Genomic DNA, 22,956 nt, shown 5'->3' with positions numbered 1-22,956 from the left:
ATTGAGGAAAAGGGTAAGGTAAGACCTCCAGGTATAACCTATACAGATAACGTATGCAAGACATTGAAGCACGAACTTGAGACTGAGCAAAGCTTAAACATATTTTTAGAGATTAAAGCAGGACAATATTGGGCAGAACTAGTTACTAAAATATTAAGTTTTTTTGGGGAAAAATAGGTGTGAACTAATTTTCGATTATTGCATGATAAATACAAGGGGACGCAATTTTATTGTGTCCCTATAACCAGTTTATAACTAAATAAAACTTACTATTTATGACTAGCTTAACCGAAGAAGTATCCAGAACCCTAAATATCTACAAGAAAAATTATACAGAATATACAAAATGCTTGGTTAGGGATAAGGAAATTATTCTTGATGGAAGGCCAGAAGAAAAAGTTAGACAATTATTTATCTACTTTTTGGTAAATAAAAGTGGTTTATTTCCAAATAAAATTGATATTAAAGTAGAATCAGATCATCATGATATAGAATTATATAAAATCGTAAAAAACAAATATTTTAAACCATATTGTCCTCCACTAATGATTGTAGAGATTAAGCGAGAAGAAGAAAACTTGCGTAATCACGAAAAGCAGATTGAAAAATATCTAAAAAATTCTTGTTCAGAAATTGGTATTTTATATAATTATCATCAAATAATTGCATACACCAACAAAAATGCAGTATTTACAAGTAATAATCTCAATAGTCTTAGAGATATACCACCTTTACTTTTGCAAAGTTCTAATAATATAGAGAATGACATACTAGACTTTGAAAAAGCTGTCAATGGAAGTTTTGATAGCTTTAATTACCTTACTAATAAGTATGGGCAATATGCTTTAAACACAATAATTTTTAGACTTAAAAGTGAGCAATTGCCGATAGCAGGATGTTTCTTCAGATTTCAAGATAACAAGGTATACTACGATATATATGGTAAATATGCTAAAAAGCAACAAAGCTTTAATTACCAAGATTTTGAAAAGCTAGTTTCTATTACCTATTGACAAATATAATATGTCTCAAAATAAAAAATGAGGGTAAGAAAAGTGGTAGGAATTATCCTTCCCAGTCTTGACGAGTATCGCACAGAAAATTGTCTGCGATCGCATCATCAAATAAATAAGGGCAATGCTCTGGGAAAATTCGTAATGGTAAGTTAGTTTCTCGTAGCGCCAAATCGACTCCCGCTTCAAAGCCATCTAACAAGGCTTCTTCTATTCGAGACTTTAAGCTAGGATTCTGTCGCAAATGTCTGTGGATGGCGCGACGCTGTTCTCGAATTGTTAAAAACCAGCTGCGAGAGCGTTGTTCGGGTTGATACTCCCACTTCAAGAGATGACCAAGTAATACACTTAGACGGCTCACGAGTTCCCGATACTCCTGTCTCCCCAAAGCTTGAATTTCCTCTTGCAGGTGTTGCCAGTCTAGTTCCATAACTAGTCTCTGCTCTAACGCTTTAGCCTGCTGCTGTGTCCAGCCATAGAAATCTTGGTCATACAAAAAAGGTTTGTCCATAGAGTTGAATCTTGACGGCAAAGGATCGCGAGCTGGTTTGATGATTTAAATTCAATGCTGAACAAATATTCAACTTGCTTTTGCTTCATCCCCGGATGCTTCAGCCACAGCCGCTAATCTATCTGCCGCAGCTTGCACAATTTGAGCCACTTGAGCCAAAGGCATGTGCTGGATTTGTCTAAGAATCAGACTCAAATCTGAGGTTTCTGGAATTGGCTTGCCATCTATGCAGCTGATTAACTCTTCCATTGTGTAGCCTGCTTTAGATGCGATTCGAGCCAAATTTTCTGTATCTGGCACTTTCACACCTTTTTCCCACATCTGAACAGCAGTAGCAGATACCCCCAAAAGCTTACCAAATGCTCGCTGACTCATTGAACCGCGAGCTAGTTTAATGATTTCAATCAGTTTTTGTTTGCTTTCGATCTTCACTGCTTATATAGCTAGCCAACTGTATTTACAAGTTTACTTTCAATATTACAAGTTTACTTTTATATTGACAGCCTTATGTTTTAGTACTAAACTATATCTCTGGTTGTAAATCGGCAACTATAGGCATCAAGCTAGTAGACTAACCCATCTATCTTTAACCAACCCAAAAAACTTAGTTTGCTACGGCGCTTGTGCTAGTAGCTCAACTTTGCTGCGAAGAAATAATATCGAAGGTGCATCATGTTTCGCAAGCCACGCAAAATTAACCAATATCGCCGCAAAGGTAAAAACCTTATAGCCACTAATAAAATTCAACCAGAACAGTGGAACATTTCTGACGCAGAAACCAAAGAAGCTTTAAAAGTTAAAGGCTACGATGTTAAGCAAATCAAAAAAATCCACCTTCTGAAGCATCAAGTGTGTATTTCCTACTGGGATGTAAAAGGCAATATATGCAGCAGCTTTTTTAGCTACCGGATTTTTGCGCGTTGGCAAAAGGAAGTAGAGAAATTAATTTATACCTGTCAAACCCTGAAGGAATGGGCGAAACTAAACTACGTTATAAAGTACGAATTTGCCTATTACCATTATCCCAGTGAAATAGAAGATGCACTCGACATGATATTAGAAAACCACCTGTGTCTGTTAAAAATAACAGAACAACAAGTGATTTTACAGTATCTTTAAGGGCAAAAATTAGTTAGCGGCAGAAGTCGCTAACTCCGCGAGACGTTCTTGCTGGTCTAGAGATATACAAGATTGGATAAGCGTTTCTAAGTCACCATCCAAAACAGGGGTAAGGGAATAATTCTGACCTAACCGATGATCGGTAGCGCGGTTATCTTTATAATTATAGGTGCGAATTTTTTCCGATCGCGATCCAGTACCAACCTGCGATCGCCGCATGGAAGTTACAGTTTCTTGTTGTTCGCTTAACTTGATTTCATACAACTTCGCCCGCAAAATTTGCATCGCCCGTTCTTTGTTTTGCAACTGGCTGCGTTCTTCTGTACAGAAAATGCGTATTCCCGTCGGTTTGTGCATCAAGTCAACGGCTGTTTCCACCTTGTTGACGTTTTGTCCACCAGCACCACCAGAACGAGCTGTGGTCATTTCAATATCTTTCGGGTCAATGTGAATTTCCACATCATCGACCTCTGGCATAATCGCCACGGTAGCTGTAGAAGTATGAACCCGTCCACCAGATTCAGTTGCCGGCACGCGCTGCACGCGATGCACTCCAGCTTCAAACTTTAACTGGCTGTAAACGTCATTACCTTTAATTTCGAGAATGACTTCTTTCCAGCCACCCATTTCTCCTCTAGATTCGCTCACTAGAGAAACTTTCCAACCTTGAGTCTGGGCATAGCGGGTGTACATCTGCATCAAATCGCCAGCCCAAATACTTGCTTCATCGCCACCAGTACCAGCGCGAATTTCCAGCATGATATTCTTTTCATCATTGGGGTCGCGTGGTAGCAGTAATACCTTCAAACGAGACTCTAAATGTTCTATTTTTTCTTCAAGTTCTTTTACTTCCAGTGCCGCCATTTCTTGCAACTCTGGGTCACTTGCAGATTCTTTGTAAACCTGACGCGCTCCTGTCAAGTCTTCTTGGGCTGCTTTCCAAATTTCATAAGTATTAACTACTTCTTCCAAAGAAGAACGAGACTTAGCAATTTCTTGATACTCATCAGGATTGCTAGCGGTATCGGGGTCGCCAAGACGACGTGTTAATTCATTAAAAGTTTGTTCAACGGATTTTAGTTTGTCCAGTAAGTATGATTCAGCCATGACGAGTGCGATCGCTCCTTAAAAAATAACAAATTGGCTCGAGCATATAAATGAAAATCGACCCAGCTGATGCAGGGCCGTCGTTAACAGCAGAGCCAACCCGCTACTTTTTGTTTTGATCGTCGCCAGATGTTTGAGTGCTGCTCATGCCGTACTTGCGGAGGAAGCGCTCTACTCGACCTTCAGTGTCAATAATCTTCTGAGTGCCGGTGTAAAATGGGTGATTTCCAGACCAAACATCTACATGCAATTCTGGCTTGGTAGAGCCAATGGTCATAACAACTTGACCGTTGCAGTAAACTTTAGCATCTGGATACCACTTGGGGTGAATATCAGCTTTAGCCATTGTTCTTTTTGTGATGAATCTATATCAATTATAACTTTCAGGTTTCAATTGGAGCTAGGGAGTGGGGAGTAGGGAGATGAGGGAACAGGAGAAGAATAATTATTGGTTATTCATCAATGCCCCATGCCCAATTCCCAATGCCCAATGCCCAATTTCCTAACGCTTAGAGTACTGAGGCGCTTTCCGGGCTTTATGTAAACCATATTTTTTCCGCTCTTTTGCTCTCGGATCACGAGTCAAGTAACCTTCGGTTTTCAAAGGTGGGCGGTTGTCTGGGTCTAGTTGGCACAAAGCACGAGCAACTCCCAAACGAACAGAATCAGCCTGTCCGGTCAAGCCGCCGCCTTCTGCTTTTACCAAAATGTCATATTCGTTTTCTAATCCCAGAGTTTCCAGGGGCGCTTTAATCACTCCCAAGTAGTTGGGGTTAAATTGGAAATACAAGGTTCCATCTTTACCGTTCACAATCAGTTGACCGGTGCCTGGAACCAAGCGTACCCGTGCTACTGCGTTCTTACGACGGCCAGTACCCCAGTATACGGCGCGACCGCTATTAGCATCTGCTACTACCATTAATTTTCTTCTCCAGGAATTGTACTAACTTTTAGTTCTTTAGGTTTTTGAGCATCATGGGGATGCGTAGGCCCAGCGTAGACTTTTAGCTTGGTGAACAACTGCTTACCCAGGCTATTTTTAGGTAGCATACCTTTAACAGCTTGTTCTAAAATTCGCTCTGGTATGCGGTCTTGCAGTTTAGCGAAAGTTTCGGTTTTCATCCCACCAGGACGACCAGAATGGCGGCGGTAAAGCTTTTGAGTGCGCTTTTTGCCTGTAACTGCTACTTTCTCGGCATTGATGACGATTACGAAGTCACCTGTATCTAGATGAGGTGTATATTCGGGTTTCTTTTTGCCTCTCAATACCTGAGCGATTTCACTAGCGAGCCGACCGAGTCGTTTATCGGTGGCATCTACTATGTACCACTCACGCTCAAGGGTTGCTTGAGAAGGAAGGTATGTTTTAACTGTTGTCATTTGTCATTTGTCCTTTGTCATTTTCAATTTGTCATTAGTCATTTGTCCTTTGTCATTTGTCAGTTGTCCTTTGTTATTCACTAATGACCATTGTACAGACGCGATTAATCGCGTCTCTACTAACCAATGACTAATGACTCTTGACTAGTGACGAACTTTGGCAAGGTATCGTACCAAATCTCTTTTGGAAAGGGAAAATCGGGATAGCCGACTCGCAACAAGCACAAGCCTTGAGGCGGTGCGGCATATTTCACTTCTTCCCGGCGTTCTTCTTTCCAGAGTTCGGTGAAGTTAGAAAGTGTTCGTTGTCCAGAACCTACTTCTACCAGCATCCCTACCAACAGCCGTACCATGCCATATAAAAATCCATCTGCCTGTATTTCAATATGGATAAATGGCCCACTGCGACGACACTCTGCTGCTTGCACTTCTACCCAGGAATGCGATCGCTTTGAGCCTGCACGGTGAAAAGCAGCTAAGTGATGCTTTCCTAAAAGAGGTTTTAGGGCAGCTTGGATTAAAGATTCATCCAGGGGTGCATAATAATAATGCCAACTGAAGGGTCTTACAAACAAGTTAAGCCGATCTTCAGTGTATATTGTGTAGCGATATCGTCGATAGGCTGCACTAAAGCGGGCGTGCCAACGGTTATCTACACTAGCTGAAGCCCTGATTAATATATCTGGCGGCAGGTAGCTGTTGAGGATTGTTGCCCATTTATGAGGCGGAATTAAACCTGTAGCTTCAAAATGGGCTACTTGAGCAGCAGCATGAACTCCAGAATCGGTTCGCCCGGCACCATGTAGTGTTACATGATACCCAAGAATAGTAGCGATCGCAATTTCGATCTCTTCTTGGACTGTCCGGTGTTGTTTTTGCCTTTGCCAGCCATGAAAATGAGTGCCCAGGTATTGGATTACCAAGGCTACTCGATGAGTTTGTGTCGGCTGGTGGCTTTCTAACATACAGATTTTGTCTTTTGTCATTTGTCCTTCGTCATTTGTCCTTTGTCAGTTGTCCTTTGTTATTCACTAATGACCAATGAGCAATGACTAATGACTAATAACCAATGACTAAATGACTTAAACCAATTCAATTATTGCCATTTTTGCATTATCGCCTCGACGCGGTACGGTATGCAGGATGCGGGTATAACCGCCCTGGCGATCGCCATATCGAGTAGGAGCTTGCTCAAATAGAGCGTGAACCAGTTGTTTGTCGAAGATATAGCCAAGAGCTTCGCGGCGTGCTGACAAGGAGCCATTTTTGGCTAGGGTAATCATTTTTTCCACTTCACTTCTTAGAACTTTCGCTCTAATTAAAGTGGTGGTGATCTTACCATGACGGATCAGCTCGGTGGCGAGCGATCGCAGTAAAGCACGGCGTTGATCGGCTGGTTTACTGAGTTTTTTGACGCGACAACGGTGACGCATAATTATGCACTATGAATTATGAACGGTTTTTCTTAAGGGTGTTTAGAGCCTCTTTCCATTGGCAGTGTGATGCCCAAGCGTCGCTGCAAAGCTTCCACGACTTCTTCTGCTGACTTCTGCCCAAAGTTCTTAATTTCTAAGAGGTCTTCTTGGGTATAATCCAACAAATCTGCCACAGAGTTAACTTGTGCCCGCTTGAGACAGTTATATGCCCGAACAGAAAGTTGCAACTCTTCGATGGGTATCTGGGCAGTTGGGTCGTCTGGAATATCCGAACCTGTATCTGTTGGTTCTAGGGAGATGTCTTTCAACGGGTTGAATAAATCTACCAAGATCGCAGCGGCAGATGATAGTGCTTCTTGAGGGGAAATACTACCATTTGTCCAAACTTCCAACAGTAGTCGGTCTTTTGGAATCAAGCCTTCCCCACGAGATTCTTCAACACTGTAGTTGACTTTTCGCACCGGCATAAATATTGAGTCGATTTGGAGAAAATCCAACGATGTGGCTTCCTCACGTCCTCGCTCTACAGTGCGATAGCCTTTGCCCTTCTCGATCCGAAATTCCATTTCCAGCTTTCCACCCTCAGCGATGGTGGCTACATACTGAGTCTGATCGATGACTTCTACTTCACTGGGTAAATCAAAATGTGCCGCAGTGATTGTTGCTGGGCCGCTAACAAGTAATCTACCAATCTGAGGCTGCGAAGAATAGTTTTTCAGGATAACTTCCTTCATTCTCATGAGGATTTCCAGCACATCTTCCCGCACGCCCGGAACTGTGGCGAACTCATGTGAAACGCCCGCAATCCGCACTGCTGTAACTGCTGTACCTTCTAAATTAGACAGTAAAACCCGCCGCAGTGCGTTGCCAACAGTTGTCCCTTGACCGCGTTCGAGAGGTTCCAAAACAAATTTACTGTAATGGTTCCGACTTTCTTCGGTATTCGACTCTACACATTCAATTTGAAACTGCGCCACGGATGAGCCTCCCTTCTTCTAAGGTGCTGCTAGCAGACAAATCAATTGCCTCCAGAATTGAATTTATGTCCTGTAGATTATTAGGTCTATCAAACTATTAGTATAAAATTACGGTATAGTTTGACACTCCCATTCAGCTTGCAGGCGCTAATAATATTTTGGGTAGCCCGAAGTTTAACAGCTTTCCCGGCGGAAAAATCTGACGTGCTTCTGGTCGCCCAACCTTTAACTCAATGACAGTTTGAACGTTAGACGCTCAAGCGGTCATTGCTGGCTGTAACTTTTCGTTCTCACTGCCCAAGTTTTGCTATTTAAACTCGACGGCGCTTGGGCGGACGACAACCATTGTGAGGAATCGGGGTAATATCCCGAATCAGTGTAATTTCCAGTCCTGCTCCTTGAAGCGCTCGGATAGCGGTTTCTCTACCCGCTCCTGGACCACTGACCATTACTTCAATTTGGCGCATTCCTTGATCGATAGCTCGACGGGCTGCACTTTCAGCTGCGGTTTGCGCTGCAAAGGGAGTTCCCTTTTTTGCTCCCTTAAAACCGCTAGAACCAGCACTGGCCCAAGAGATGACATCTCCATTTTGATCGGTAATGGTGACAATGCTATTGTTGAAAGTAGACTGGATGTAGGCCATTCCACTGGGTACATTCCGTTTCTGCTTCTTGCTCCCGGTTTTTTTAGTTGGTTGTCTCGCCATACTTGTTTAGTTGATTTAAGGTAAAACTTGCTCGGATTAACAAGCGTTGCAAAATTATTTCCCTGGAGCTTTCTTCTTCCCAGCCACTGTCTGCCTTCTACCTCGACGGGTTCTAGCATTGGTGCGAGTTCTTTGGCCTCTGACTGGTAAGCCCATGCGATGACGACGACCTCTGTAGGTACCAATGTCAACTAAGCGCTTGATGTTCAAAGACTCCAAGCGCCGCAAGTCGCCTTCAACTTGATAGTTGGTTTCTATTTCCCCTCGTAGGGCTGTTACATCGGCATCGCTTAAGTCCTTAACACGGGTATCTGGGTTCACACCAGTTGTCGCTATAATTTCTTGAGCGCGTGATAATCCAATTCCGTAGATGTAAGTTAGACCGATCTCGACGCGCTTATCGCGTGGAAGGTCTACTCCGGCAATACGTGCCACAATGAACTCTCCCTATTGTTCTCGCAATTACTGTTGGTTGGAAAAACGTGATTAATCGCGTCTTTTCGTTTTAATGATGATATGCGTGTTACAACTCACTCTATTGGTAAGAGTGTTATCCTTGACGTTGTTTGTGCTTGGGGTTCACGCAAATCACCATAACGCGACCACGACGTTTGATCACGTTACATTTTTCACAAATTTTCTTGACTGAGGCTCTAACTTTCATGCCTTTTATTTTTTGACTCCAAATATAAAATTATAGCATTTCTAGGGAAATTAATCCAGTTAAATGACTAATAAACAGTCAAAAAAATGGTTTTATGGTAAAATTCTCTACATATACTTACTTCTTGCGTAGTCGATAGGTGATTCTGCCTTTGGTCAAGTCGTAAGGAGTTAACTCCACCTTGACGCGATCGCCGGGCAAAATCTTGATATAATTTCGGCGAATCTTGCCGGAAATGTGTGCTAGCACGTTAAAGCCATTGTCCAAGTCAACGCGAAACATCGCATTGGGCAAGGACTCTGTAACCGTGCCTTCCATTTCAATCAAATCTTGCTTAGACAATTTGTTTTTTCCTCAACTCAACAATTTCGTGTTCAGTTGCAGCGCTTGATCTGCAAAGAAACACATTTTAAGAAATATATCAACAGTTTATTAATATATCTTAGCTAAAATTGATCTTTTTCTTGGGAGCGGTGAGGGGGGAGCCGGGAATTATCTAGTCCGTACTTCCCCTCGTTTTCAGGAAGCGATTACCTTTTGTAGTTCACCAGTGACATCTTCTTGGGACTGATTGCCATTGACTGTTAGGAGTTTTTTGCGATCGCCGTAATAATCAATTAAAGGTGCAGTTTCAGCGCGGTAAACTTCTAAACGACGACGAATCACCTCTTCGGTATCATCTTTTCGTCCTCTAGCTAGTAAACGTGCGATGACAATTTCATCTGGTGCATCTAAATTGACTACCCTTTCGCCACCTTGATGTATTGCTTCCAGTAACTTCTCCAGAAAAGCTGCTTGGGTCACTTTCCGGGGGAATCCATCAAGAATCCAACCATTTTTGGCATCTGGCTGATCGAGGCGCTCCTGTACCAAGTCTTCCACTAGCTGGTCGGGTACTAACTCGCCGCTATCAACATAGCTTTGAGCTTTGATTCCTAAAGGAGTCTGCTCTGTCATGGCTTGCCTTAATATTTCACCCGTAGAGATATGGGGAATACTCAAGTGTTGAGCCAAAGTTTGAGCTTGTGTTCCTTTACCCGCTCCAGGTGGCCCCAAGAAGATTAATCGCGTCACTATTATTTCACCATTCCTTCATAGCGCTGAGAGATGACATAAGTTTGGACTTGTTTGGCTGTCTCAATTGCCACACCAACTAAAATTAACAAAGAGGTAGCACCTATCCCCTGGAAAGTTTTCACATTCAAAGCACTTTCCACGGCTGTGGGGATAATCGCAACGAAGCCCAAAAAGATCGCACCTAAAAAAGTGAGTCGGTTGGACACACGTTCTATATACTCGCTAGTTGCCTTACCGGGACGAATTCCGGGAATACTAGAACCCATTTTCTTCAAGTTCTGCGCCACATCTACTGGGTTGAGAATCAACGAAGAATAAAAGTAGCTGAAGAAAATGATGGAAACCATGTACACCAAGGCATAGACCCAGGAGCTAGAACCACTTGGACTCAAATAAGTGTTAACTATATTCGCCAAATCGGCATTTTTAGTAAAATTGGCGATCAGCAGTGGCAAACTGAGGATGGCAGCAGCAAAAATAATTGGCATTACGCCACCTTGATTTAGCCGCAGGGGCAGATAGCTGCGCTGCTCTGCTAAAACTCTCCGACCTACTTGGCGACGAGCTGAAATAATTGGGATGCGGCGCATTCCTTCTTGCACAATCACAATACCAACAATTGTTGCTAGGAAAACTAAGATCAGCACGATCACCCGACCTACTGTTTCCCGACCACCTACTTGTACCAAATCAATGGTATCGCCTAAAGCTTTTGGTAATGACGCAACAATGTTGACAAAAATCAACAATGATGCACCATTACCAATGCCCCGTTCTGTAATTAGTTCTGATGCCCACATGACGAACATAGAACCAGCAGTCAGAGCGATCGCAGTTTCAGCGACAAATATAGGCCCTGGCTTGATGGCGAATTGCTGAAGGAATAATGCCGAAAAAGCTGTACTTTGAAGAATTGCCCAAACTACAGTGACATAGCGGGTAATTTGCGATATTTTTCGCCGACCGGCTTCCCCTTCATTTTTTTGTAAATTTTCTAAAGATGGAATTGCCGCAGTGAGCAATTGGATGATAATAGACGCATTAATGAAGGGCAAAATTCCTAAAGCAAAGACTCCCAAAGTCGAAAGTCCTCGCCCGGAAAATATATCCAATAAGCCGAATATGGAATTACTGCCCGATATGGCTTCGGCAAATCTCGGTCTATCAATCCCTGGTACGGGTAAGAAAATACCCAGGCGAACCAAAATTAAAATACCGACGGTCACAAGCAACCTACCTCTTAGGCCAGCTGCCTGCGCCATCTGCATAAAAGTTTCTTGAGCCGTTGGGGCTTTATCTCGACTGATCATAGAGTGCTACCTTTATAGTGAACCAAGCACTGGCAGCGAGTTGGCTTGCATTTAAGTGCGCTGTTCCGGCTCACTCATAAGACTTCACAACTACCACCAGCTGCCTCAATTTTGCTACGAGCTGAACCTGTGAAAGCTGCCGCTTGTACTTTGAGCGGGATGCTCAATTCCCCGTTACCTAAAACTTTCAGTGGCCCTTTGACAGCAGTCAGGATACCTGCGGCTTTCAATGAGGTCAAAGTTACTTCCGTATTCGCGGGAAGGGAGGCTAGCTTCTCTACATTAATCGTAGTGTAAATCCTCTGATTAATAATCGGAAAGCCCTTCAGCTTAGGTAAGCGGCGGTACAATGGCTGTTGACCACCTTCAAAACCTGGCCGGGTACCACTACCAGAACGAGATTTTTGACCCCGCATACCTAGACCAGCACTAGCGCCTTGACCGGCAGAAATACCTCTAGCTACACGGCGCTTGCGTTTCTTTGAGCCTTTTTGCGGCTTAACATCATGGAGTCTCATAAGTTATCAAGTTCTCATTTGTCGTTTGTCATTTGTCGTTTGTCATTTGTCATTTGTCCTTTGTTATTCACTAATGACTCATGACCAATGACTAATGACTAAATTAGATGTAGAGATTTTGAATAGGAATACCGCGATCTTCGGCGACTTCAGAAAGGGTACGCAGTGTAGATAAGGCATTAACTGCGGCTCTAGCATTATTGAGCGGATTGTTGGAGCCTAGTTGTTTGGCTAGGACGTTACGAACTCCGGCTAATTCCAACACAGTTCGCACAGCACCACCAGCAATTACCCCAGTACCAGGTGCGGCTGGACGCATAAGCACTTTTGCACCACCACCGACACCATCAATAGGATGGGGGATGGAGTTGGATTTGGTGATTGGGATATCAATGAGGTGTTTTTTGCCGTCGGCTACGCCTTTTTTAACGGCGCCAATTACATCTGAAGCTTTGCCTACTCCAACTCCAACCTGACCGCGTTCGTTACCAACGACAACGATCGCTCGGAAGCTGAGTTTCTTACCACCTTTAACCACTTTACTTACGCGGCGGATTTGGATCACCCGCTCTTGCCAAGTGGTTTCTTCTTTTTTGGCACGCTTTGTTCTACTCTTACGCTCTGTTGCCATAATTCATGCTCTGGTGAACGTCATTTGTCAGTTGTCATTTGTCATTTGTCCTTTGTCATTTGTCCAATAACTAATGACTAATGACCAATGACTTTAGAAATCTAAACCAGCTTCGCGTGCTGCATCAGCTAGTGCTTTGACACGACCATGATATAAGTTACCACCGCGATCAAAGACTACTTTGGTGATGCCTTTTTCTAGCGATCGCAGTGCGATCAACTTCCCAACTTGTACCGATGCATCACGGTTTGCACATGACGCTAAACTAGATTTCAACTCTGGTTCTACAGTCGATGCTGCCACGATAGTTTGATGCTGAGTATCATCAATTACTTGGGCATAAATATGCTCATTAGAACGAAATACCGCTAAACGGGGACGTTCTGGGGAGCCAATCACTTTGCCACGAACGCGTCGATGACGACGGTTTTTTGATTCTCTACGAGTAAGTTTCATTTCTACTTCTTACCACCCTTACCAGTCTTACCAGCTTTCCGTCTGACCACTTCACCGGCATAGCGGATGCCTTTACCTTTGTAAGGTTCTGGTGGACGAACGGCACGAATTTTGGCGGCTGTGTTACCTACGATTTCTTTGTCATAGCCGCTAACAATGACGTTAGTGGTACCTTCTACTGCAAACTGAATTCCATCTGGTGGTTCAATTTGCACTTGATGGCTATAACCCATATTTAAAACTAGGTTACGCCCTTGAATTTGTGCCCTGTAACCAACACCTTGGATTTCCAAACGGCGCTGAAAACCTTGGGAAACTCCCTCGACCATATTGGCAACTAAAGTGCGGCTCAAGCCGTGTAATTGCTTCGATGTCCGAGTTTCATCCCGACGATTTACGTGTAATATTTCTCCCTCTTGAGAGAGTGAGACATTATCTCTGAGAGTGCGAGAAAGTTCTCCTTTCGGGCCTTTCACCACAATATTCGTACCATCGATCGCCACTTGAACTTTGGCGGGAATAGTAATTGGACGTTTACCAATACGTGACATGACTTTTTGTCCTTTGTTATTTGTCCTTTGTCCTTTGTCTTTTGTCCTTTGTCTTTCACTAATAACAAATGACTAATGACCAATGACTAATGACCAATGACTACCAAACGTAACAAAGTACTTCGCCACCCAAGTTCTGACGCCGCGCTTCGCGGTCAGTCATAATGCCACTGGATGTAGAAATAATGGCAATGCCAATGCCGCCTAGTACCCTTGGTAATTCTTTTCGATTTGAATAAACACGCAAGCCAGGCTTACTCACTCGCTTTAAAGCGGTGATCAGAGGTTGACGGTTTTTTCCCTTGTATTTCAGGGAAATCACCAGATTGCGTTTTACCCCTTCTTCTGCTTCTTCGATTTCAGCAATAAAGCCTTCCTCCCGTAGCACTTTGGCAATGCTTCGGGTCAATTTTGTCGCTGGCACTTGTGTAGTTTGATGCCGCGCCAGGTTGGCATTGCGGATGCGCGTCAGCATATCTGCAATTGTGTCGTTAGCCGCCATCGTTCCCTCTATAGATGAACTTATTGATCGCGAAAGGGCATTCCTAATTCTTTAAGTAAGGCGCGTCCCTCTTCGTCGTTTTTTGCTGTGGTGATGATGGAAATATCCAGACCACGCACTTGATCGATGCTGTCGTATTCGACTTCTGGAAAAATTAGCTGTTCTCTCACACCTAGAGTGTAGTTACCGCGTCCGTCAAAGCTTTTGGGGCTAACGCCGCGAAAATCTCGAATTCTGGGTAGTGACAGGCTAACTAACCGATCAAAAAAGGCATACATTCGTTCGGCTCTGAGTGTCACCATGATCCCCACAGGCATCCCTTGACGAATCTTAAAGCCAGCGATCGCCTTTTTCGCCCGTGTCACTACTGGTTTTTGACCAGTGATCACTGAAATTTCGTTTATGGATGCTTCCAGCGACTTCGCATTTTGAGCTGCTTCACCCAAACCTCGGTTAATCGTAACCTTTACTAACTTCGGTACTTGATGAACGTTGGTATATTGAAACTGATTAATCAGTTTGGGGACGATCGTCTCTTGATATAAGGTTTTGAGTCTTGTTGTCGCCATAGTTTTTTGTCCTGATATCCCTGGGCTTGGTCAGGGAACTTTTATTGTCTTTTGTTATTTGTCCTTTGTCTTTTGTTATTTGTGTTTTTACTAAATAACTAATGACTAATGACCAATGACTAATGACTATTTATCTAGAATTTCGCCAGTTTTCTTGAGTTTTCTCACCTTTTTGCCTTCTGAAGTAAAGGTATAACCAACACGACTGGCAACGTTTTGCTTGGTGGAATAAAGCATTACGTTGGAGCTATGAATCGGGAATTCTTGGGTAATAATTCGCCCTGATTCCCCTTCTTGTTGGGGTTTAACGTGCTTGGTTTTAATGTTGACACCTTTGACGATGACTTTACTCAGTTGGGGAAGTGCCTGAGTAATTTCGCCAACTTTTCCTTTGTCTTTGCCAGCAATCACTTGTACAGTGTCGCCAGTTTTGACGTGCATTTTGTGGAATACTTTGGGCGTACCCTGTTTGGTTGCCATTAAAGCACCTCCGGAGCCAGAGAAACAATTTTGGTGAAGTTTTTATCGCGCAATTCCCGTGCAACTGGGCCAAAAACCCGTGTGCCTCTGGGATTACCGTCTTTGTTGATGATTACAGCAGCGTTATCATCAAAGCGAATACTCATGCCGCTGTCACGATTTACAGCTTTTCGAGTCCGAACAATTACTGCTTCCACCACATCAGACTTTTTAACAGCCATGTTCGGTGTAGCATCTTTGACAACTGCGATAATTTTATCGCCAATAAAACCATAACGACGGTTGCCTCCGCCTAATATGCGGATGCACATCAGTTTGCGGGCGCCGCTATTATCTGCGACATTCAGGTAAGTCTGGGGTTGAATCACAATTATTCTCCCTTGTAATGTTGTTAGTTGCTAACAACGATGAGGTTTAAGTAGGCTTGACGTTCAGGACTTCTGTGATTTTCCAGCGCTTAGTTTTGCTCAGGGGTCTAGTTTCCTGAATGCGAACGCGATCGCCTACTTTACACTGATTTTCTTCGTCGTGAACTTTATATCGTTGGGTGTTAACCACAATCTTGCCGTACTTGGGGTGAGGAGCGCGGTTTTCTATGGCGACTACCACAGTTTTTTGCATTTTATCGCTCACTACCAAGCCAACTCGTTCTTTAACTGCCATAATCTCCTACTTTGCTTCTTTAGCCGATTCACTTGCTGCCCGTTTGCGTTCTGTTTCTAGCGTCAGCAATTGGGCTAGGCGGTGGCGCAATTGTCGAAACTGGTGGGGCTTTTCTAATTGTCTGGTGGCTTTTTGCAAGCGCAATTGAAATAGTTGTCTTTTGATCGCGACAATTTCATCAGAGAGCTTATCGTCGCTTAATTCTCTAGCTTCTGACATTTTGGGAAGAGGCATAAGCTACTCCTGCTCCTGTGGTTGAGAGCGCACAATAAACTTAGTTTTGATGGGCAATTTAAATGAAGCCAAACGCATCGCTTCACGAGCGATTTCTTCAGAAACTCCACCGATTTCAAACAAAATTCGTCCTGGCTTGACTACAGCTACCCAAAATTCTGGATTACCTTTACCGGAACCCATCCGGGTTTCAGCAGGACGCATGGTTACAGGTTTATCAGGGAAAATCCGAATCCAGATTTGTCCACCCCGACGAATATAACGAGTCATTGCCCGACGGGAAGCCTCGATTTGACGCGAGGTAATCCAAGCAGGTTCTTGAGCTTGGAGTGCAAAATCACCGAAGTTGAGGGTACTACCACGGCTGGCTAGTCCCTCCATCCGTCCCCGCTGTTGTTTGCGGAATTTAGTTCTTCTAGGGCTTAACATGGTTTGTCATTTGTCATTTGTCATTTGTCATTTGTCATTTGCCATCTGCCATTTACTAATGACTAATGACTAATGACGATTTATCCTTCATTTGAGCGGTCTTCAAATTGCTGGCGACGACGTTGTTGTTGACGACGACGGGGTTCACGTTCGCGATCGCGGGGGTCACGTTCGCGATCGCGGCTTGCTGGTGGTAGCGGATCTGGTTCCTGTCCAGGAATAATTTCTCCTTTAAACACCCATACTTTGATACCCAAAATGCCGTAAACAGTTTTTGCTGTGCAATAAGAGTAGTCAATGTCAGCCCGTAAGGTATGTAAAGGTACTCTACCTTCACGAGTCCACTCTGTTCGAGCAATTTCCGCACCGTTGAGGCGACCGCTAACTTGGATTTTAATACCTTGGACGCCAGCACGTTGGGCGCGCTGAATTGACTGTCTTACTACCCGGCGGAAGGAAACCCGACGTTCCAATTGTTGAGCAATGTATTCGGCAATTAGGTAGGCGTCAGCATCAACTCGTTGAACTTCAACTACATTGATCCGAATTTGACGATTACTACCCAACAACCCTTGGAGTCCGGTACGTAAAGATTCGATACCTTGTCCACCGCGACCCACTACTACCCCAGGTCTAGCTGTACGTACTTCTAAATCGATTTGGTCAGCTTTGCGCTCAATCCGCACTTCGGAAATTCCGGCGTTATTTTGAGCCTGTCTACCCAGCTTTTGTTCTATGTATTGACGCAGTTTGTGATCTTCTTGGAGAAGTTCTGGATAGCGATCGGGAACAGCAAACCAACGGGATTGATGTTCATGTGTAATACCCAGGCGAAAACCAACTGGATGAATCTTTTGTCCCACAAATGCTTCCTCTTAAATTTCTTACTTTACGCAATTTATTGGTTAACGTGCTTATTTTTCTGGAGCAGCTGCAACAGCTACGGTAATATGACACGTCGGTTTGCGAATTTGGTAAGCTCGACCTTGCGCTCTTGGCTGGAACCGCTTTAACGGCGGCCCTTGATCGGCATAAGCCTGAGTAATCACTAGTTGAGTCCGATCTAACCCAGCATTGTGTTCGGCATTGGCAGCAGCGCTTCTGAGAACCTTCAATATGGGTTCAGTAGCGCGATAGGGCATGAATTCCAGGATGATTAACGCTTCTCGGTAAGATCGTCCGCGGATTTGATCGAGTACCCGACGCACCTTGTAAGCCGAGATGCGGATAAAACGAGCGATCGCTTTTACTTCAGTAGTATTAGTAGCCATAATTTTCTCCAATTTTGTCCTTCGTCCTTCGTCCTTTATCCTTTGTCCTTTGTCGAAAGCTAATAACTAATGACCAATAACAAATGACAAATGACCAATGACTAATAACTACCTACCTGCTTTTTTGTCGCTTTTTCCATGACCCCTGTAGGTGCGTGTCGGGGCAAATTCACCCAACTTATGTCCTACCATCTGTTCATTTACAAAAACAGGAACGTGTTGGCGTCCGTTATGAACAGCTATAGTGTGACCTACCATTAGGGGCAAAATTGTCGAAGCTCGTGACCAAGTTTTAATAACTTCTTTTCTGTTGTTATCGTTGAGCTTTTCAATTTTCTTTAGGAGATGATCCGCAACAAAAGGACCTTTTTTTAGAGAACGACCCATAGTTCAATTTTGGATTTAGTATTTAGGAATTACAAGTGAGGAGTGAGGAGTTAGTAATTAGGAGTTAGATTTTACTCTCAACTTATAACTCTTAACTCTTAACTCCTAACTCTTTAAGACTCACGACCACCGCGACCGCGTTTAGAAGACTTACGACGACGACGCACAATCAATTTGCTGCTAAGTTTCTTGCGATTGCGTGTCTTCGCACCCAATGTGGGTTTACCCCAAGGTGTAACAGGCCCCGATCTTCCGATAGGCGCTCTACCTTCACCACCACCATGTGGGTGATCCACTGGGTTCATGACGCTTCCTCTAACTTTAGGACGGCGACCTTTCCAGCGATTTCGTCCGGCTTTACCTGCACTCAGGTTTCTCGCGTCGGTGTTGCCTACTTGCCCAATGGTGGCGTAGGACTCGCGTCGAATCAAGCGAACTTCTCCTGAAGGCAACTTGAGAGTTACATAATTACCTTCTTTTGCCACAACTTGAGCGCTAGCACCAGCAGCACGAACAATTTGACCACCTTTACCAGGTGTCAGTTCTACGTTGTGAACACTAGTACCCAAGGGAATCTTCGAGAGCGGTAACGCATTACCATCTTCAAAGGGAGCTTCAGGCCCAGAAATAATTATCGTTCCAACTTTCAACCCATTGGGGTGAAGGATGTACCGTTTTTCGCCGTCTTGGTAATACAAAAGGGCAATTCTGGCGTTACGGTTAGGATCGTATTCAATTGCTGCGACTTTTGCCGGAATATTATGTTTATCCCTTTTAAAATCGATGATCCGATAAAGCTGTTTGTGTCCGCCACCCCGGCGACGACTAGTAATCCGCCCGTGATTATTCCGACCTTTGGCGCGATGCTTCGAGGTAGTTAAGGATTTTTCTGGTTCGCTTCTGGTAATTTCCGCAAAGTCAGAGATTGTAACTTGGCGAGTGCTGGGGGTATAAGGGCGATAAGAACGAGTACCCATAATCTATTTTGGATTTTGGATTTTGGATTTACTTAATTTTGGATTTTGAATTTTGGATTTTGGATTTAATGAATGTTTAACTAATTGCCACCATTTTCGGTACTTATTCAGTAAACTCCTCAATCTAAAATCTAAAATCTAAAATTTTTAGACTTCTGGGAATAGAACTTGTCTAATCTTGTCTTCATCCCCAGGTGCGACAGTGATGATCGCTCGCTTATATTGGGGTTTATAACCAATAAATTTACCAACGCGCCGCTTTTTGCGCGGTGGTAGAGTGGTGTTGACTTTTACAACCTTGACCTGAAACAAGTCTTCGATCGCAGCCTTAATTTCTGGCTTAGATGCCTTTGGAATTACTTCAAAGGTGTACTTGTTTTGCTCCATTAAGATGGTCGCTTTCTCGGTGACGATTGGACGACGTACTAAGTCGGCAAGGTCGCGGGGGTCAAAGCTAGGCACTGTAGACCTCCTGAATTTTTTCTAGGGCTGATGCCGTAACTACAATTTTGTCAGCGTGCAGTAAATCAAAAACATTTAGCTGGTTGGCTGCAATTAGTTTTAAATTTTCAATGTTGCGGGCTGATAAATAAACGTTATCTGTATCCGCAATTTCAGACAAAATTAACAGTGCCTTGCTTTCTGGTACTACTCCCCAACGGGCAAGCGCTGCTACTAATTCTTTAGTTTTAGGGCGAGATAGCTCGGTGCTAAATTCTTCTACTACGATCAAGTCGTCAATGCGACCGACAAATGCTGTCCGCAGTGCTAAACGCCGCTCTTTGCGGTTTAACTTCAGGTCGAAGTCTCTGGGCTTTGGCCCAAAGATCACACCACCACCACGCCACAATGGTGAACGAATAGACCCTGCACGAGCGCGACCAGTACCTTTTTGCCGCCAAGGTTTACGACCGCCACCTCTGACTTCAGCACGAGTTTTTGTGCTGGCATTTCCTTGACGAGCATTGGTCAATTGCCGTACTAAGGCGCGGTGCACAATATGAGACGCTGTTCCTTCTTTGGCAACGCGCAACTCGAAGGTCGTCTCACCGACCTGTTCTCCTTGCCAATTTTTAACTACGCTTTCAACCATCTTTGTTATCTGTCCTTTGTCCTTTGTCATTTGTCATTGGTCTTTTGTCATTTGTCCTTAGCCAATGACTTTTGACTAATGACTTTTGACTAATGACTTTTGACTATCCCACTATTTTTGCAGGCACAACACTTACTAGAGCGCCTGGTTTACCAGGAATAGCTCCTTTAATCAGCAATAAGTTGCGTTCTGGGTCAACTCGCACTATGGTCAGTTTGCGGATTGTAATACGTTTTCCACCTAAACGGCCTGCCATCCGCTTACCTGGATAGACACGACCGGGTGTTGTACCAGCACCAATAGAACCGGGTGCTCTGTGGTTTTTGGAACCGTGTGACATTGGCCCGCGACCAAAGTTGTTGCGCTTCTGGTTTCCCGCAAAGCCGCGACCGATGCTTGTACCGACGACATCGACAATTTGACCAGCGCTAAAAATATCTGCTTTAATCTCTTGACCTAAAGCATAATCACTAGAGCTATCGGTGTGATATTCATTTAAGTGACGCAATGCTGGGGCAGATGATTTAGCCAAATGACCCAATAATGGTCTGTTTAGTGCCTTGGGTTTGACTTCGCCATAACCAACTTGAATGGCAAAGTAACCGTCGGTTTCTTTCGTTTTAACTTGTGTAACGGTGCATGGCCCTGCTTGAATGACAGTTACAGGAATAGATACTCCTGCTTCGTCAAATATTTGAGTCATGCCCAGCTTGGTGCCGAGAATACCTACAGACACAGTAACTGGTTCTCCTTTCTACTTGCTGACCTTGGAATTGGACTTTAGAGGACACGCTTTGTACGCATCAGTTTAGGCTGGGTTAGCCTGCGAAATTTGGAATGGTTTCAATAAACCGCTCCAAATGCTTTCGGACACAACAAACCGTGTCCTTACTGCTTGGTGAATCTGTTTAGCTTCACTCATTAGATCACCAGAACAGCCACAAGTCTCTTCCCGTTGGGAAGGAGTAACTTCTGGAATCAATGCAAGGCGCTACAGCTTTCAGCTGTGTGCAGCAATGCTTTTGTCCAAGCAATTGCTCTGGCACTTTCTGGAGGCAGCGCTGTCGGCGGGTTTTCCGATTTTTACACGCCCGAAGGGCGGCTTCCCGGAGATTGGCTACTGCCGTGTTGCAGTTGGACTTAAGCGGTTATTACCGCCCAGTATCCGTTAACTGAGACTGACGTAATGCCATGAAACCAACATTGCTGCTCAGTTTTACTTCCTTAAACACCTTAAACTATTGTTTAAGCTTTTGCCTGCTTTTTTTAGAGGCACAGGAGTAAACCTACCTTGGAGCTTAGGATTAACTTTAGTTATTCTTCCATAAGCTCTAATGTTGACCTGAAAGCTTTCTTAGTTTACCAGTCTACGATCGCTCTGAGTAGATTATCCAACTTGGATTAAGTTATTAGCTTTTAATGCTAACACTACCCCAGAATGACAGTAAAAAGTCAAACTAATTTGCGTTTTTGGTCACAATCTAATAATATAAATTATTTATTTATGTTTGTCCAGTAATTTATAGAGCTATTTTTAGGGAGTGGGGAAGAAGCAAGGGAGCAGGGCGCAGGGAGCAAGGGAGCAAGGGAGCAGGGGAGCAGGGGAGAATAATTAATCCCCAATGCCCAATGCCCAATATCCAATACCCAAAAAATGCTTTTAATCTATCGGTTCAGGGTAAATAATAGAGATATCTAAGTGGGATAAGACGAAAATCTATGGCACTAATTACCACTGGCAACGGTTTAATCCGCGATCTGGAAAAGTTTGGCGCTCTGGGAGTGTATGTACCTCTAGAAGGAGGTTATGAAGGTCGATATCAGCGCCGACTACGTGCAGCTGGCTATACTACCCTTCACATTACTGCTAAAGGACTGGGTGACGTAGCTGCGTATTTCACAAGAATTCATGGAGTCCGACCTCCTCATCTTGGAAAAAAAAGCACTGGTAGCGGTGCCGCAGTGGGTCATGTGTACTATTTACCCCCAATTCTCAATTCTCATCTAGAACAGCTACCACCAAAGTCTAAGGGGCTGGTCTTGTGGATTATTGAAGGGCATATTCTTTCAAATCAAGAACTTGAGTATTTGACGAATTTGCCTCAACTAGAACCACGAGTGAGAGTAATCATTGAAAGGGGTGGCGATCGCTCTTTCCGTTGGACTTCTCTAGAAAAAACTTTGTTAGCTAGTTAGTCCTTTGTCATTAGTCATTAGTCATTTGCTTATGACTAATGACTCAATTCAATCAGCATTTCAATAATGCTGAATCGAAAACCACAAGATGCAAATAACCGTCGTGAAGCCTCGTTAGCAATTGCTGTATCTAGACGAATTTGCTTGACACCCATCTGGTGAAAGCGTTCAACACTTAGCATCACCATCTGCCGCGCAATTCCCTTTTGGCGATACTCCGCCTCGACCCAGATATCATGAATAAAAGCAAATTCCTGTAACCGATAAATTGGTATCTCTCGCTCAACTGTTGCTACCAAAAAGCCTACAATTTGCCCTTCATTTTCGGATACTAGAAATACACTGCGTACGCTGGAAGCGTCGGCGTTCGCGTCGCGTCTCGTAGAGAAGCCATCGCTATTTGCCAAACGCGTCAACCATTGCTCATAACGCTGTTCTGGATGCGGTAAAAAACCATACTTGGCGGAATCCCAAGACTCATGCAAAGCACAAATTTTGGCAACCATTGGTAAAACTGCGGGTACGTCAGTGATTGTGGCGGGGCGGATCAGCATAAGCTTTCAAGCACAAAAAGCATAAACAAGAAAGAATGCCTTGTAGTGAGGTATAGCAAAGTGCTGAGTGCTGAGTACTGAGTAAAAACCCAGTCGTTTCAAGCCTTTGAGCAATCAACACTGTCCTAATCTATGTGACTACGG

Annotated in this window: 37 protein-coding genes; 3 read left to right on the top strand and 34 right to left on the bottom strand. The window is 43.9% G+C overall.

Translation table 11 applies throughout. From position 1 onward, the window contains the following. Window positions 1–275 precede the first annotated feature (275 nt). A complete protein-coding gene (locus tag RMY16_RS21275) occupies window positions 276–1,013 on the top strand; it encodes a type I restriction enzyme HsdR N-terminal domain-containing protein (protein WP_322738054.1) in 738 nt (245 codons plus the stop codon). Between the two features lie 52 nt (window positions 1,014–1,065). Here RMY16_RS21275 and RMY16_RS21270 read toward each other — a convergent pair whose 3' ends face one another. Further along, window positions 1,066–1,524 carry a DUF29 domain-containing protein gene (locus RMY16_RS21270; RefSeq protein ID WP_322738053.1) on the bottom strand — a complete coding sequence of 153 codons (459 nt, stop codon included), beginning with the start codon at window positions 1,522–1,524 and terminating at the stop codon, window positions 1,066–1,068. A 69-nt stretch (window positions 1,525–1,593) separates the two neighbouring features. Further along, on the bottom strand, window positions 1,594–1,956 hold the full coding sequence (locus RMY16_RS21265; protein WP_012410694.1) for a helix-turn-helix domain-containing protein: 363 nt from the start codon (window positions 1,954–1,956) through the stop codon (window positions 1,594–1,596). Between the two features lie 240 nt (window positions 1,957–2,196). Between RMY16_RS21265 and RMY16_RS21260 the strand changes: the two genes are divergently transcribed. Continuing rightward, window positions 2,197–2,643, top strand: coding sequence for a hypothetical protein (locus RMY16_RS21260; protein WP_322738052.1), 447 nt, complete (start codon window positions 2,197–2,199; stop codon window positions 2,641–2,643). Between the two features lie 9 nt (window positions 2,644–2,652). Here RMY16_RS21260 and prfA read toward each other — a convergent pair whose 3' ends face one another. From prfA to rplC, 31 genes are all read right to left on the bottom strand, one after another. Then, a complete protein-coding gene (prfA, locus tag RMY16_RS21255; protein ID WP_322738051.1) occupies window positions 2,653–3,750 on the bottom strand; it encodes a peptide chain release factor 1 in 1,098 nt (365 codons plus the stop codon). 103 nt (window positions 3,751–3,853) lie between these two features. Next, a complete protein-coding gene (gene rpmE / locus RMY16_RS21250) occupies window positions 3,854–4,096 on the bottom strand; it encodes a 50S ribosomal protein L31 (RefSeq protein ID WP_109011936.1) in 243 nt (80 codons plus the stop codon). Between the two features lie 156 nt (window positions 4,097–4,252). Beyond that, window positions 4,253–4,669: a 30S ribosomal protein S9 gene (gene rpsI / locus RMY16_RS21245; protein ID WP_104906415.1), complete on the bottom strand. Its 417-nt coding sequence runs from the start codon at window positions 4,667–4,669 to the stop codon at window positions 4,253–4,255. Continuing rightward, window positions 4,669–5,130, bottom strand: coding sequence for a 50S ribosomal protein L13 (gene rplM / locus RMY16_RS21240; protein ID WP_012410699.1), 462 nt, complete (start codon window positions 5,128–5,130; stop codon window positions 4,669–4,671). Before rplM ends, rpsI begins: the two co-directional genes overlap by 1 nt. Before the next feature lie 119 nt (window positions 5,131–5,249). Next, on the bottom strand, window positions 5,250–6,095 hold the full coding sequence (gene truA / locus RMY16_RS21235; protein WP_322666009.1) for a tRNA pseudouridine(38-40) synthase TruA: 846 nt from the start codon (window positions 6,093–6,095) through the stop codon (window positions 5,250–5,252). Between the two features lie 117 nt (window positions 6,096–6,212). Continuing rightward, window positions 6,213–6,563 carry a 50S ribosomal protein L17 gene (gene rplQ, locus RMY16_RS21230; protein WP_118167591.1) on the bottom strand — a complete coding sequence of 117 codons (351 nt, stop codon included), beginning with the start codon at window positions 6,561–6,563 and terminating at the stop codon, window positions 6,213–6,215. A gap of 32 nt (window positions 6,564–6,595) precedes the next feature. Further along, complete coding sequence (locus RMY16_RS21225) at window positions 6,596–7,543, bottom strand: DNA-directed RNA polymerase subunit alpha (protein WP_094349104.1); 948 nt, start codon at window positions 7,541–7,543, stop codon at window positions 6,596–6,598. 311 nt (window positions 7,544–7,854) lie between these two features. Then, entirely contained in the window at window positions 7,855–8,250 is a 396-nt protein-coding gene (gene rpsK / locus RMY16_RS21220) for a 30S ribosomal protein S11 (protein ID WP_069070761.1), read from the bottom strand. Window positions 8,251–8,304: 54 nt separating this feature from the next. Continuing rightward, on the bottom strand, window positions 8,305–8,685 hold the full coding sequence (gene rpsM / locus RMY16_RS21215; protein WP_099101135.1) for a 30S ribosomal protein S13: 381 nt from the start codon (window positions 8,683–8,685) through the stop codon (window positions 8,305–8,307). A 115-nt stretch (window positions 8,686–8,800) separates the two neighbouring features. Further along, window positions 8,801–8,914, bottom strand: coding sequence for a 50S ribosomal protein L36 (gene rpmJ / locus RMY16_RS21210; protein ID WP_015129703.1), 114 nt, complete (start codon window positions 8,912–8,914; stop codon window positions 8,801–8,803). Between the two features lie 117 nt (window positions 8,915–9,031). After that, window positions 9,032–9,256, bottom strand: a complete 225-nt coding sequence (gene infA / locus RMY16_RS21205) for a translation initiation factor IF-1 (RefSeq protein WP_006276978.1) — start codon at window positions 9,254–9,256, stop codon at window positions 9,032–9,034. A gap of 177 nt (window positions 9,257–9,433) precedes the next feature. Next, on the bottom strand, window positions 9,434–9,988 hold the full coding sequence (locus tag RMY16_RS21200; protein ID WP_322738050.1) for an adenylate kinase: 555 nt from the start codon (window positions 9,986–9,988) through the stop codon (window positions 9,434–9,436). Window positions 9,989–9,990: 2 nt separating this feature from the next. Beyond that, window positions 9,991–11,301: a preprotein translocase subunit SecY gene (gene secY / locus RMY16_RS21195; RefSeq protein WP_322665905.1), complete on the bottom strand. Its 1,311-nt coding sequence runs from the start codon at window positions 11,299–11,301 to the stop codon at window positions 9,991–9,993. A gap of 74 nt (window positions 11,302–11,375) precedes the next feature. Continuing rightward, window positions 11,376–11,819, bottom strand: coding sequence for a 50S ribosomal protein L15 (gene rplO / locus RMY16_RS21190; RefSeq protein WP_289799263.1), 444 nt, complete (start codon window positions 11,817–11,819; stop codon window positions 11,376–11,378). 103 nt (window positions 11,820–11,922) lie between these two features. Continuing rightward, window positions 11,923–12,450: a 30S ribosomal protein S5 gene (gene rpsE, locus RMY16_RS21185; protein WP_322665907.1), complete on the bottom strand. Its 528-nt coding sequence runs from the start codon at window positions 12,448–12,450 to the stop codon at window positions 11,923–11,925. A 93-nt stretch (window positions 12,451–12,543) separates the two neighbouring features. After that, window positions 12,544–12,906, bottom strand: a complete 363-nt coding sequence (gene rplR / locus RMY16_RS21180; protein WP_322738049.1) for a 50S ribosomal protein L18 — start codon at window positions 12,904–12,906, stop codon at window positions 12,544–12,546. Between the two features lie 2 nt (window positions 12,907–12,908). Then, window positions 12,909–13,457, bottom strand: coding sequence for a 50S ribosomal protein L6 (rplF, locus tag RMY16_RS21175; protein WP_322738048.1), 549 nt, complete (start codon window positions 13,455–13,457; stop codon window positions 12,909–12,911). 100 nt (window positions 13,458–13,557) lie between these two features. Further along, complete coding sequence (rpsH, locus tag RMY16_RS21170; RefSeq protein WP_094349096.1) at window positions 13,558–13,959, bottom strand: 30S ribosomal protein S8; 402 nt, start codon at window positions 13,957–13,959, stop codon at window positions 13,558–13,560. Between the two features lie 20 nt (window positions 13,960–13,979). Continuing rightward, window positions 13,980–14,528 (bottom strand): 50S ribosomal protein L5, encoded by a 549-nt coding sequence (rplE, locus tag RMY16_RS21165; protein ID WP_229450952.1) that lies wholly within the window; start codon window positions 14,526–14,528, stop codon window positions 13,980–13,982. A gap of 126 nt (window positions 14,529–14,654) precedes the next feature. Next, the gene (gene rplX, locus RMY16_RS21160; RefSeq protein ID WP_069070771.1) at window positions 14,655–15,008 is read right to left on the bottom strand and encodes a 50S ribosomal protein L24; all 354 of its coding nucleotides are present in this window, start codon (window positions 15,006–15,008) and stop codon (window positions 14,655–14,657) included. Continuing rightward, window positions 15,008–15,376 carry a 50S ribosomal protein L14 gene (gene rplN, locus RMY16_RS21155; RefSeq protein WP_099101129.1) on the bottom strand — a complete coding sequence of 123 codons (369 nt, stop codon included), beginning with the start codon at window positions 15,374–15,376 and terminating at the stop codon, window positions 15,008–15,010. The genes rplX and rplN overlap by 1 nt, the downstream gene beginning before the upstream one ends. A 46-nt stretch (window positions 15,377–15,422) precedes the next feature. Then, a complete protein-coding gene (gene rpsQ, locus RMY16_RS21150; RefSeq protein ID WP_094349093.1) occupies window positions 15,423–15,671 on the bottom strand; it encodes a 30S ribosomal protein S17 in 249 nt (82 codons plus the stop codon). Window positions 15,672–15,677: 6 nt separating this feature from the next. Continuing rightward, window positions 15,678–15,905: a 50S ribosomal protein L29 gene (rpmC, locus tag RMY16_RS21145; protein WP_322738047.1), complete on the bottom strand. Its 228-nt coding sequence runs from the start codon at window positions 15,903–15,905 to the stop codon at window positions 15,678–15,680. A gap of 3 nt (window positions 15,906–15,908) precedes the next feature. Continuing rightward, the gene (rplP, locus tag RMY16_RS21140) at window positions 15,909–16,334 is read right to left on the bottom strand and encodes a 50S ribosomal protein L16 (protein WP_069070775.1); all 426 of its coding nucleotides are present in this window, start codon (window positions 16,332–16,334) and stop codon (window positions 15,909–15,911) included. 80 nt (window positions 16,335–16,414) lie between these two features. Further along, window positions 16,415–17,197, bottom strand: coding sequence for a 30S ribosomal protein S3 (gene rpsC, locus RMY16_RS21135; RefSeq protein WP_322738046.1), 783 nt, complete (start codon window positions 17,195–17,197; stop codon window positions 16,415–16,417). Between the two features lie 51 nt (window positions 17,198–17,248). Further along, a complete protein-coding gene (gene rplV / locus RMY16_RS21130) occupies window positions 17,249–17,605 on the bottom strand; it encodes a 50S ribosomal protein L22 (protein WP_069070777.1) in 357 nt (118 codons plus the stop codon). A gap of 108 nt (window positions 17,606–17,713) precedes the next feature. After that, window positions 17,714–17,992 (bottom strand): 30S ribosomal protein S19, encoded by a 279-nt coding sequence (rpsS, locus tag RMY16_RS21125; RefSeq protein ID WP_012410721.1) that lies wholly within the window; start codon window positions 17,990–17,992, stop codon window positions 17,714–17,716. A 113-nt stretch (window positions 17,993–18,105) separates the two neighbouring features. After that, window positions 18,106–18,969, bottom strand: coding sequence for a 50S ribosomal protein L2 (gene rplB, locus RMY16_RS21120; RefSeq protein WP_322672226.1), 864 nt, complete (start codon window positions 18,967–18,969; stop codon window positions 18,106–18,108). Between the two features lie 147 nt (window positions 18,970–19,116). Beyond that, window positions 19,117–19,431 (bottom strand): 50S ribosomal protein L23, encoded by a 315-nt coding sequence (locus RMY16_RS21115; protein ID WP_322738045.1) that lies wholly within the window; start codon window positions 19,429–19,431, stop codon window positions 19,117–19,119. Continuing rightward, entirely contained in the window at window positions 19,424–20,062 is a 639-nt protein-coding gene (gene rplD / locus RMY16_RS21110) for a 50S ribosomal protein L4 (RefSeq protein ID WP_322738055.1), read from the bottom strand. Before rplD ends, RMY16_RS21115 begins: the two co-directional genes overlap by 8 nt. Window positions 20,063–20,165: 103 nt before the next feature. Further along, entirely contained in the window at window positions 20,166–20,798 is a 633-nt protein-coding gene (rplC, locus tag RMY16_RS21105) for a 50S ribosomal protein L3 (RefSeq protein ID WP_289799260.1), read from the bottom strand. Between the two features lie 983 nt (window positions 20,799–21,781). Between rplC and RMY16_RS21100 the strand changes: the two genes are divergently transcribed. After that, window positions 21,782–22,258 (top strand): NAD(P)H-quinone oxidoreductase subunit N, encoded by a 477-nt coding sequence (locus tag RMY16_RS21100; protein ID WP_322738044.1) that lies wholly within the window; start codon window positions 21,782–21,784, stop codon window positions 22,256–22,258. 35 nt (window positions 22,259–22,293) lie between these two features. Here RMY16_RS21100 and RMY16_RS21095 read toward each other — a convergent pair whose 3' ends face one another. After that, window positions 22,294–22,812, bottom strand: a complete 519-nt coding sequence (locus RMY16_RS21095) for a GNAT family N-acetyltransferase (RefSeq protein WP_322738043.1) — start codon at window positions 22,810–22,812, stop codon at window positions 22,294–22,296. Window positions 22,813–22,956 lie beyond the last annotated feature (144 nt).

The organism is Nostoc sp. DedQUE12b, from assembly GCF_034530835.1.
In the GTDB taxonomy this organism is placed as follows: Bacteria; Cyanobacteriota; Cyanobacteriia; order Cyanobacteriales; family Nostocaceae; genus Nostoc.
The sequence above is the reverse complement of the archived record's forward strand: the minus strand, read 5'-3'. Positions and strand labels throughout refer to the sequence as shown.